Source organism: Bradyrhizobium sp. (genome assembly GCF_049586575.1).
Classification (GTDB): domain Bacteria; phylum Pseudomonadota; class Alphaproteobacteria; order Rhizobiales; family Xanthobacteraceae; genus Bradyrhizobium.
Map to the genome: position 1 here is coordinate 1 of NZ_JBAVCF010000455.1, position 10,106 is coordinate 10,106.

At 61.2% G+C, this 10,106-nt stretch carries 7 protein-coding genes and 1 pseudogene; 4 read left to right on the forward strand and 4 right to left on the reverse strand.

Annotation, left to right across the window (positions count from 1 at the left end; all coding sequences use genetic code 11):
• Positions 1-478, reverse strand: a 478-nt coding sequence (locus WB528_RS17690; protein ID WP_423889694.1) for a GMC family oxidoreductase, incomplete at its 3' end; no start/stop codon positions are given.
• 184 nt (positions 479-662) lie between these two features.
• Here WB528_RS17690 and WB528_RS17695 point away from each other — a divergent pair.
• Positions 663-1,835 (forward strand): M20 aminoacylase family protein, encoded by a 1,173-nt coding sequence (locus WB528_RS17695; protein WP_423889695.1) that lies wholly within the window; start codon positions 663-665, stop codon positions 1,833-1,835.
• A 109-nt stretch (positions 1,836-1,944) separates the two neighbouring features.
• Here the strand turns inward: WB528_RS17695 and WB528_RS17700 are convergent.
• The 3 genes and pseudogenes from WB528_RS17700 to WB528_RS17710 form a co-directional block, all read right to left on the reverse strand.
• Positions 1,945-2,106: pseudogene (locus WB528_RS17700) on the reverse strand (inorganic phosphate transporter); the annotation flags it as partial.
• A gap of 134 nt (positions 2,107-2,240) precedes the next feature.
• Entirely contained in the window at positions 2,241-3,695 is a 1,455-nt protein-coding gene (locus WB528_RS17705; protein WP_423889696.1) for a UdgX family uracil-DNA binding protein, read from the reverse strand.
• Complete coding sequence (locus WB528_RS17710; protein ID WP_423889697.1) at positions 3,696-4,925, reverse strand: putative DNA modification/repair radical SAM protein; 1,230 nt, start codon at positions 4,923-4,925, stop codon at positions 3,696-3,698.
• Positions 4,926-5,099: 174 nt separating this feature from the next.
• On the opposite strand from WB528_RS17710, the gene WB528_RS17715 reads away from it, so the two are divergent.
• From WB528_RS17715 to WB528_RS17725, 3 genes are all read left to right on the forward strand, one after another.
• Complete coding sequence (locus WB528_RS17715) at positions 5,100-5,903, forward strand: ImuA family protein (protein WP_423889698.1); 804 nt, start codon at positions 5,100-5,102, stop codon at positions 5,901-5,903.
• Positions 5,785-7,416 (forward strand): Y-family DNA polymerase, encoded by a 1,632-nt coding sequence (locus WB528_RS17720; protein ID WP_423889699.1) that lies wholly within the window; start codon positions 5,785-5,787, stop codon positions 7,414-7,416. The genes WB528_RS17715 and WB528_RS17720 overlap by 119 nt, the downstream gene beginning before the upstream one ends.
• Positions 7,413-10,106 (forward strand): error-prone DNA polymerase (locus WB528_RS17725; protein WP_423889700.1); only part of this gene is annotated, 2,694 nt, incomplete at its 3' end. The genes WB528_RS17720 and WB528_RS17725, both read left to right, overlap by 4 nt.

A 10,106-nucleotide genomic window follows, 5' to 3' on the forward strand; every position in this document is an offset into this window, starting at 1 on the left:
GGATCGCCCACGACAGCCGCGGCGCCTCGATACGCCAGCCGCCGCCGGTGCCGTGGTGTTCGCTCTCGCCGAGAAAGTGATCCTCCAGCCGGCGGAAGGCCGGCAATACGTCGCTGTAACCCCAGCCGGTCAGGCCAAGCTGGCGCCAGTGATCGTAGTCGGCAGCCTGTCCGCGCATCGAGATCATGGCGTTGATGGCGGACGAGCCGCCGATCACCTTGCCGCGGGGATAATTCAGCGAGCGGCCGTTGAGACCGGCCTCGGGCTCGGTCCGAAACATCCAGTCCGACCGCGGATTGCCGATGGCGAAGAGGTATCCGACCGGGATGTGAAACCAGATCCAGTTGTCGCTGCCGCCGGCTTCGAGGATCAGCACCCGGTTCTGCGGATCGGCAGACAGGCGATTGGCGAGGATGCACCCGGCGGTGCCAGCGCCGACGACGATATAGTCGAAATCTCCCTCCAGCCGTGTCGCCATTTTCCGTTTTCCGCCCTTCGTCTCCGCGCATCTGGTTGACCAGACGTTAATAGGTCGGACCAAAGTCCGGCCATTGCACTTTTGTCAATGCACGGCCTCCCGTACTCATAATAACGGGTATTGGGCCGATCAGGCCTCACATGCTAAACAGGGGCGCCTGCAATGATTTAGCACCGAGATTTTCATGCCCATTGTCAACCGCGTGGCCGACTTGCAACCCGATATCCAGGCATGGCGCCGTGATATCCATCAGCATCCGGAACTGGGATACGACGAGCACCGCACGTCGGCCTTTGTGGCCGAACGGCTTCGGGAGTTCGGTTGCGATGAGGTAGCCACCGGGCTTGGTGGTACCGGCGTCGTCGGTGTCATCAAGGGACGCAAGCCAGCCGGCAAGCGCGATGTAAGGACCATTGGGCTGCGGGCCGACATGGACGCGCTTCCGATCGAAGAGGCCACCGGATTGCCCTATGCCTCCAAGGCCTCCGGCAAGATGCACGCCTGCGGCCACGATGGGCACACCGCGATGCTGCTCGGCGCAGCGCGCTACCTTGCCGAGACGCGGAACTTTGCCGGCGATGCGATCGTCATCTTCCAGCCGGCGGAAGAGGGCGGCGCGGGCGCGGCCGCCATGATCAAGGACGGGCTGTTCGATCGCTTCACCATCGATCAGGTCTACGGGATGCATAACGGGCCGGGAATTCCGGTGGGTTCCTTCGCCATCCGTCCCGGTCCGATCATGGCCTCGACCGATGCCGTCAATATCCATATCGAGGGGCGCGGTGGACACGCGGCGCGGCCGCATCTGTCGATCGATTCCGTCATGGTCGGCGCGCAACTGATTACGGCGTTACAGTCGATTGTCGCGCGCAACGTCGATCCGCTGGAATCCGCCGTCATCTCGATGTGCGAATTCCATGCCGGCAACGCGCGCAATGTGATCCCGCAAACCGCCGAATTGAAGGGCACCGTTCGCACGCTGACGCCGGAAGTCCGCGCCTTGGTTGGAAAACGCGTTCGCGAAGTCGTGGAAGGTGTCGCCCTCCTGACCGGCGCCAGGATCGACCTCGAATACGTGCCCGGCTATCCGGTGGTGGTCAATCACGCAGCGCAGACGGATTTTGCGATTGGCGTGGCGAAGGAGATTGCCGGCAGCGGCAATGTTGCGGAGATGCCGCCGATGATGGGTGGCGAGGACTTCGCCTTCATGCTGGAGAAGCGTCCGGGTGCGTTTATTTTCTGCGGCAATGGCAACAGCGCCGGATTGCATCATCCCGCTTATAATTTCGACGACAATGCCATTGTGTTCGGCACCTCGTACTGGATCAAGCTGGTCGAAAACGCGCTAGTCGTCTGATTCTAGCATTTGCATCCCGGTGAGGCAGGCACTTTTGCAAATGTTAGAATCAAAAGACCACCAGCAACTATGGTTTTCTAGTGGGGTTCTGGATTTGACATTCGCATTCGCTGGCATCGACGTCGGCATAGATGCTGTAGGCGACGAACAGCAGCGCCGCGGCCACCACCCCCATGTAGATGATACCGGTCAGCGGATTAAACCCGCCGTCAAGGTTAGGTCCCTTCCGGGCTGCGGGCTCGATCGAACCCGGTAACGCAACGTCGCTCATGTGAATATACCCCCGTCCCAAGAGGGAAATTTTAGATTGGCGTAGGTGACAGGAGCGTGAAACGCGGGGGGGAAGTTGCACCGCAGCATTGTCTCAGTGGATGATAACTATCGAGGGGCAGACGAGGGTTCAATTCAAGCCACGTCCGCCGCTTGTCGCAGCTCAGCTGCCGCAATCCTGAGATCACTGACAAAGTGCTGGTATTCCCGAGCCTTGGCTTCCGCATCCGGCAGCCGCAGAAGATAGGACGGATGCACCGTCACCAGTGCCTTGGTTTCATCATCGAGATCAATGAGATGGCCACGGTTTTTGTTGATCGGCGTGATCTTGCCGAGCACGCTTTGCGCGGCTGTAGCGCCCATAGCCACGACCAGCACCGGTTTGATGGCAGCCTGTTCGCGTTCGTACCATTGTCGGCACGCCTTGATTTCCGACGTTGAGGGTTTCTGGTGCAGGCGGATTTTGCCACGAGGGACGAATTTGAAATGTTTGACCGCGTTGGTGACGTAGACTTTGCCGCGATCGATGCCGGCATCCTCCAGCGCGCGATCAAGCATCTGGCCCGCCGGCCCAACGAACGGTTTTCCGGCCAGATCCTCTTTATCGCCGGGTTGTTCACCGACCAGCATAATGGGCGCGTGTGGCGGGCCTTCGCCGAACACGGTCTGGGTCGCATCTTTCCATAGCGGGCAGGCGCGGCAGGCGGCGGCTTCCTCGCGCAACGTCTCAAGCTCATCGGTTGCAGCAATGGTTTTAGTTTTGCCTCGCATCGGCTCCTCCAGCCGCTTCTGCGCCTTGGCAGGCTCAGTCGCGGCTTCGGCGATCATCGCGTTGGTGGCGCGCGCGGCGCCCGCGATCAGAGGTTTAATCATCGAGGCCTCCGGCAAGTTCCGCCAGTACTTTCTTGGCATTTCCGCACTCATGGCTTTCACTTTGAGGCGGGCGGGATTGAAGATCGCGGCGTAATAGCGCCGCCATGTCTCTTCCAGACGGTCCGAGGTTGGCGCTTCAGCCTTGTTGACGCCGGGGGAAAATGAAATCGCGACGCCGTCCCAATGCGCGCAGAGGTCGGGCGTCAGGATCGACCAGGGCATGTCAGCGAAACGGCGCGCGAAGAATGGCGCCGCCAGTTCGACGATGTGATGCTCCGGCTCGAACCAGGCGACATAACGTGCGTCGCGTTCACGGCCGATCTCGCGGAAGCGGACAAAGGCGTGCATCTTGTGCTCGTCGCGGCGCACCGCTTTTGCCATCGCCAAGACGCGCGAGACGTCGGGATCGGTCGCAACTTCCAGAAGGTCATGGTGGCTGCGCAATTGCCACAGCAGGCGGTAAAGCACTGCAAACCGCTCCCGGTCACGGTGGAAAATCGCAATGCTGGCCAACTCCACGAACTTGGCCGGGACGTTGAAGGTCTCAGTCGACGAGCGCGGTTGCGGTGCCATCCCGGTTGTTGCGAATAATTGCTCCTCATCGCCCTCGACACTCCACGTCACATCTATTGGCTTAACGCCGCCGAGCGCCAGCGTGCGTGCGGCTTGCCGCCAGCCGTCGAAATCGGTTTCGTGCTTGAGGACGATGGTGATCATCTAGAACCCGAAGCCCAGCTGCGCCGCTTTCGGTTTGAAGCGCTCGGCAAGATTTGCGGCGTCCAGCAAATGCGGCGAGGGGCGATGATCGCTGAGAACGATGAACGGCAGCGCCTTTTGCCTTGGGATGTGAAGGCGGGGGAGATCGGCGGCGCGGATCGACGTCACGCGGCGCGTGGCGATGATGCGATCGACGGCTTTGGTGCCAAAGCCGGGCACGCGTAATAACTCCTCGCGGCTGGCGGTAGCGACATCGAGCGGGAAACGGTCGCGATGCCGCAGCGCCCAGGCGAGCTTGGGGTCGATGTCGAGCGGCAGCATGCCGGCGCCTTCTACGATTTCGCCTACGTCGAAACCGTAGAAGCGCATCAGCCAATCGGCCTGGTAGAGCCGATGCTCGCGCATCAGGGGAGGCGCCGAAAGCGGCAGCGCGCGGCTTGAATCCGGGATCGGGCTGAAGGCGGAATAATAGACGCGTTTGAGTCGGTAGGCGCCGTAGAGATTAGCGCTGGTTGCGAGGATGGTCTGATCATTTGAATTGTCCGCGCCGACGATCATCTGCGTGCTCTGGCCGGCTGGCGCAAAGCGCGGCGGTTTTGCTTTCGACGTCGTGGTTTCCTTTGCTTCGTCGAGCTTGAGGCGAAGCCGGCCCATGGTGCGGCGGATCGCGCGCACGTCCTTTTCCGGCGCGAGGGTTGCGAGGCTGTTCTCTTCGGGGACCTCGATATTGATAGAGAGGCGGTCGGCATATTTGCCGGCCTCGGTGATCAGCGCGTCATCGGCTTCGGGGATGGTCTTTAAATGAATGTAGCCGCGGAAATGGTGCTCTTCGCGCAGCTTGCGCGCGACGCGGATCACCTGCTCCATGGTGTAGTCGGCGCTGCGAATGATGCCGGAGGAGAGAAACAATCCTTCGATGTAATTGCGGCGATAGAAGTCGATCGTAAGCTTCACGATCTCGTCGATCGTGAAGCGGGCGCGCGGCACGTTGCTGGAGGTGCGGTTGACGCAATAGAGACAATCGTAGTTGCAGGCGTTGGTGAGCAGCACCTTCAACAGGGAGATGCAGCGGCCGTCCGGCGCGTAGGAATGGCAGATGCCCATGCCTGGGGCGGTGGATCCGAGGCCCTTGCCGTCACTGGAATCCCGCATCTCGGTGCCGCTGGACGCGCAGGAGGCGTCGTATTTGGCGGCGTCCGCCAGGATTTCCAGCTTGCGTTGTACGTCCATCTTCAAACCCCTTTGATTCTATTCATGAATCATCAAATCGCCAATTCGATTGACTCTTTGATCGCTGTTAGCTTTAAATTAGAACATACCATGAACAAATGAGCCAGCTTCTGGTTCTCTAAAAATCGGAAGCGGCCAGATCAGTTTTCGTAAAGGACGCGGCGCATCATGAGGATGAGCGCAGCAAGGAATCTTGCGGCCTTACGCGGCAGCATCGAGCGCATCGAGGCCCATGGCGAAGCGTACTCGCCACGCCGGGTGACGCTTGGGCACGCGGATGCCGATGCACACCTGCAAGGCGGGCTCGCTTTGGGGACGATGCATGAAGTGTTTGCGGAAGCCGGACGGCAGAGCGCTGTGGCGACCGGTTTTGTTGCAGGACTTGCCAATCGTGCCGCCGCGCGGCGGCCCATGGTGTGGATCCGGCAGGATTTCACCGAGATTGAATCGGGCGCGGTCTCGATGAGCGGATGGGCCGAACTCGGTCTCGATCCGCGCCTCCTGGTCACCGTTCGCGCTACCGATGTGGACCATGCGCTGCGGACGGCGGCGGACGCGCTCGCCTGCGATGCGGTGGGTGTGGTTGTGCTGGAGGTCTGGGGCGAGGCGAGACAGCTCGACCTTGTCGCCAGCCGGAAGCTGACGCTGGCCGCGCAGGCTTCCGGCGCGACCTGCCTGGTGCTGCGGATGGCCGCAGAACCTCAGCCGTCGACGGCGGAAACCCGATGGATCGTGCGCGCGGCGCATTCGCCGCCGGGCTCTACGTCCTGGAGTGCATGGGGCGCGCCTCTGTTTGAGACGCAACTTGTCCGCAACCGTCATGGGCCCGTTGGCCGCTGGATCATGGAATGGAAATGTGATGAGTGCCTTTTCGGAGAACCGGCGGCGTATCCTCAGCCTGTGGCTGCCACGCCTGCCCACCGACCGCATCAAGCGCGTAAAAATCCTCTCAAAAGAAGCAGTTACCGGGTCGCGTGAAGACGGCGCGTCAAGTCGCGCCGAGCCGTTTGATGAACCCACGATCGTCGTCGCCAGGCAAAACAATGCGTTGCAGATTTTTGCGCTGAACGATGCGGCTTCGCATCTCGGTCTTGCGGCAGGCTTGCCGCTGGCTAACGCCCGCGCCATCTGCCCCGAGGTGCAGGTGTATGACGCCGATGAAGCCGCCGACGCTGCCGCACTGAACGCCATCGCCGATTGGTGTGACCGCTTCACCCCGCTGGTTGCGCTCGATCCTCCCTACGGTCTTTTTCTCGACATCACCGGCTGCGCGCATCTGTTCGGCGGTGAGACAGCGATGATGAACCTTGCGTGCGGTGTGTTGACCGCGCAGGGCTTTACGGTCAGCGCCGCCATCGCCGGCACGGCCGTCTGCGCACGGGCGCTGACCCGCCATGCCCATGGCCGGATCGCCCGCGACGGCGAGGAAGCGGGTGCGGTCAGGCCGCTTCCGGTATCGTCGCTGGGTGCGGATGCGGCCGTGGTGACGGGCTTGCGCCGCGCCGGCTTGAAAACCATTGGCGATGTGGCCGACCGGGGACGGCACGAAATCACCGCCCGATTTGGCGCCGGCTTTACGGCGCTGCTGGAACAGGCCTTGGGGCAGGGCGATGCGCCGATCAGCCCGCGCCAGCCGCTGCCCGACTACATCGTGGAAAAGCGGTTCGCCGAGCCGGTCGCGACCGAAGCGGTGATCTCCTCGACCTTGTCGGGTCTTGCGGTGAGGCTGGTCGCGGCGATGGCGAAGCAAGGCAAGGGTGCGCGGCGGCTGGAAGCGCGCTTCTTTCGTACCGACGGTGCGGTTCGCACCATCATGGTCGATACCGGGCAGCCCGTCACCAGAGGCGAGGTGATCGACCGGCTGTTCCGGGAACGGCTGGACGCTTTAAGCGACCCGCTCGATCCCGGATTCGGTTTCGATCTCATTCGTCTGTCCGCGGGCCATACCGAAATCGTCGTGCAGCAGCAGCGCGATCTCGATGCCAACGTTCATGACAATGATGAACTCGCGGCCTTGATCGATCGCATCGCGGCGCGGATCGGCGGTAAGCGCGTGGTCGTACACCTGCCGCAGGAAACCCATATTCCGGAGTGCGCGGTATTGGCCGCGCCGGCGCAATATCATCTGGCTGCGGCCACGCAAGCCGTCTGGCCGGCGCGCGCCGTGGGCGAGCCGCCGCTGCGGCCACTGCGGCTGTTCGAGCGTCCGGAACAGATCAAGGTCATCGCAGAGGTGCCGGATGGTCCGCCGGCGCGGTTTGTCTGGCGCCGCGCCGCCCACGCTGTCATCCGCGCCGAAGGCCCCGAGCGCGTCGCCATGGAGTGGTGGCGGGCAGGAAGCGCGGTGCTGACGCGCGATTATTTCCGTGTCGAGGATGAAGAGGGTTTGCGGTTCTGGCTCTATCGCGACGGGCTTTACGATCGCGAGATCGAGCAGCAGGAAGGCAAGCCTGTGCAGCCGAACTGGTTCATGCATGGACTGTTCGCATGACGATAGAATATGCGGAAATCGGCATCACCACGAATTTCTCGTTTCTGCGCGGGGGCTCGCACCCGCAGGCCTATGTGCAGCAGGCAGCCATTCTCGGTCTTCCTGTCATCGGCATCGCCGACCACAACACGCTCGCCGGAGTAGTGCGGGCTTTCAAGGAACTCGAAAATCCCGTTATCCAGCACAAACCAAGACTTCTGATCGGATCGCGGCTCGTTTTCATCGACGGCACGCCGGACATTCTGGTTTATCCGCGCGACCGCGCAGCCTACGGCCGGCTATGTCAGTTGCTGACCCAAGGCAAACGCGGAGAGGGGACCCTCAAGGGCGAGTGCCATCTGAAATTCGGTGATCTGCTTGAATTCGCCGAAGGGCAGCTTCTCGTGCTGGTGCTGCCGCATCGCTTCGAGGAGACAAAAGCACAGGAGGTTCTTGATCGTTTGCAGTCGAGCCGCGCCGATGGGGTGTGGTTGGCGGCAAGCCTGCTCTATCGCGGCGACGACCGGCGGCGTTTGGCGCGGCTTGGGCGTGTCGCGGCTCACGCCAATGTGCCGCTGCTCGCTACCAACGAGGTGCTTTATCACGATCCGTCGCGTCGTCGTTTGCAGGATGTCATCACCTGCATCCGCGAGAAGACGACCATTGAAGCCATCGGCAAGCGCCTCGAAGCCAATGCCGAACGTCATCTCAAACCGGCGGAGGAGATGGCGCGGCTGTTTCGCGATGCGCCGGAGGCGATCGCGGAGACCATGCGGTTTGCCGATCGCATCACCTTTTCGCTCGATCAGCTCAAATATCAGTATCCCGACGAGCCGGTGCCGCGAGGCAAGACCGCGCAACAGCATCTGGAGGACCTGACCTGGGCGGGTGTGCAAACATATTTTGGCGGCAAGATCGACGACACCCTGCGCGCGACGCTGTGCAAGGAGCTCGATCTCATCAATGAGCTGAAATACGCGCATTATTTCCTCACCGTGCATGACATCGTTCATTATGCGCGCGGCCAGAAAATTCTTTGTCAGGGGCGGGGATCGGCGGCGAATTCGGCCGTCTGTTACGTACTCGGCATCACTTCCGTCGATCCGACCAAGATCGATTTGCTGTTCGAACGCTTCATTTCCAAGGAACGGCTGGAGCCGCCCGATATCGACGTCGATTTCGAACATTCGCGGCGCGAAGAGGTGATGCAATATGTCTACCGGCGCTATGGCCGGCATCGCGCCGCGATCATCGCAACCGTCATTCACTACCGGCCGCGCAGCGCGATCCGCGATGTCGGCAAGGCGCTCGGGCTAACGGAGGATGTGACCGCGGCCCTTGCCGATACGGTGTGGGGAAGCTGGGGCAGCGGCCTCAACGAAATGCAGGTCAAGCAGGCCGGGCTCGATCCGCAAAACCCGATGGTGGCGTTGGCGATCGAACTCGCCACCGAACTGATCGAGTTTCCGCGGCACCTGTCGCAGCATGTCGGCGGCTATGTGCTGACCCAGGATCGTCTCGACACCTATGTGCCGATCGGCAATGCCGCGATGGACGACCGCACCTTCATCGAATGGGACAAGGACGATGTCGACGCGCTGAACATGATGAAGGTCGATGTGCTGGCGCTGGGCATGCTGACGTGCATCCGCAAATGCTTCGACCTGATCGCCCTTCACAAGGATAAGCGTTACGAACTCGCAGACATCAAGTCGGAGGATGACGACGAAGTTTATCAAATGCTGCAGAAGGGTGAATCGCTCGGCGTCTTCCAGGTCGAAAGCCGTGCACAGATGAACATGTTGCCGCGCCTGAAGCCGCGAACCTTCTATGACCTTGTCATTGAAGTGGCGATCGTGCGGCCCGGACCGATCCAGGGCGACATGGTGCATCCTTATCTTCGCCGGCGAAACCGCATTGAGAAGGAAAATTATCCGGCGCCTTCGCCGGACTACGGCCCGCCTGACGAATTATACAAGGTGCTGCACAAGACCCTCGGCGTCCCCCTGTTTCAGGAGCAGGCGATGCGCATTGCGATCGAGGCTGCGGGATTTTCCTCTGAAGAAGCCAACGGCTTGCGCCGTGCGATGGCGACATTTCGTAATGTCGGGACGATCGGAAACTTCGAAGAGAAGATGATCGGGAACATGATCAGGCGGGGTTACGATCCGCAATTCGCCAAGAACTGCTTTGAACAAATCAAGGGTTTCGGCTCCTACGGCTTTCCCGAGAGTCACGCCGCAAGCTTCGCGCAACTTGTCTATGTCTCGTCATGGCTGAAGCATTTCCACCCCGATGCGTTCTGTTGCGGGCTCCTGAATTCGCAGCCGATGGGCTTTTATGCACCGGCTCAAATCGTCGGCGACGCGCGCAAGAACGGCGTCGAGGTACGCGAAATCGATGTGTCCTTTAGTTATGCCCAGAACACAATGGAGGAAGGAAGCGGAAAATATTGCGCGGTTCGGCTTGGTTTCCGCCAGATCGATGGATTCAAGTGGAACGATCCGGATGAGGCGAGGCTGAAACGACAGCAGGCGTTATTCTGTGGTGACGTCGCCACATCGTCATTCCGGGATGCGCCACTAGGCGCAGGCCCGGAATCCATAACCACCATAGGGTCCGGGTTTGCGCTAAAAGGCGCGCCCCGGAATGACGACGCTGAGGGAATCCCGATGCCCCGCAACGACAACGAAGTCCTACTCGACGACTGG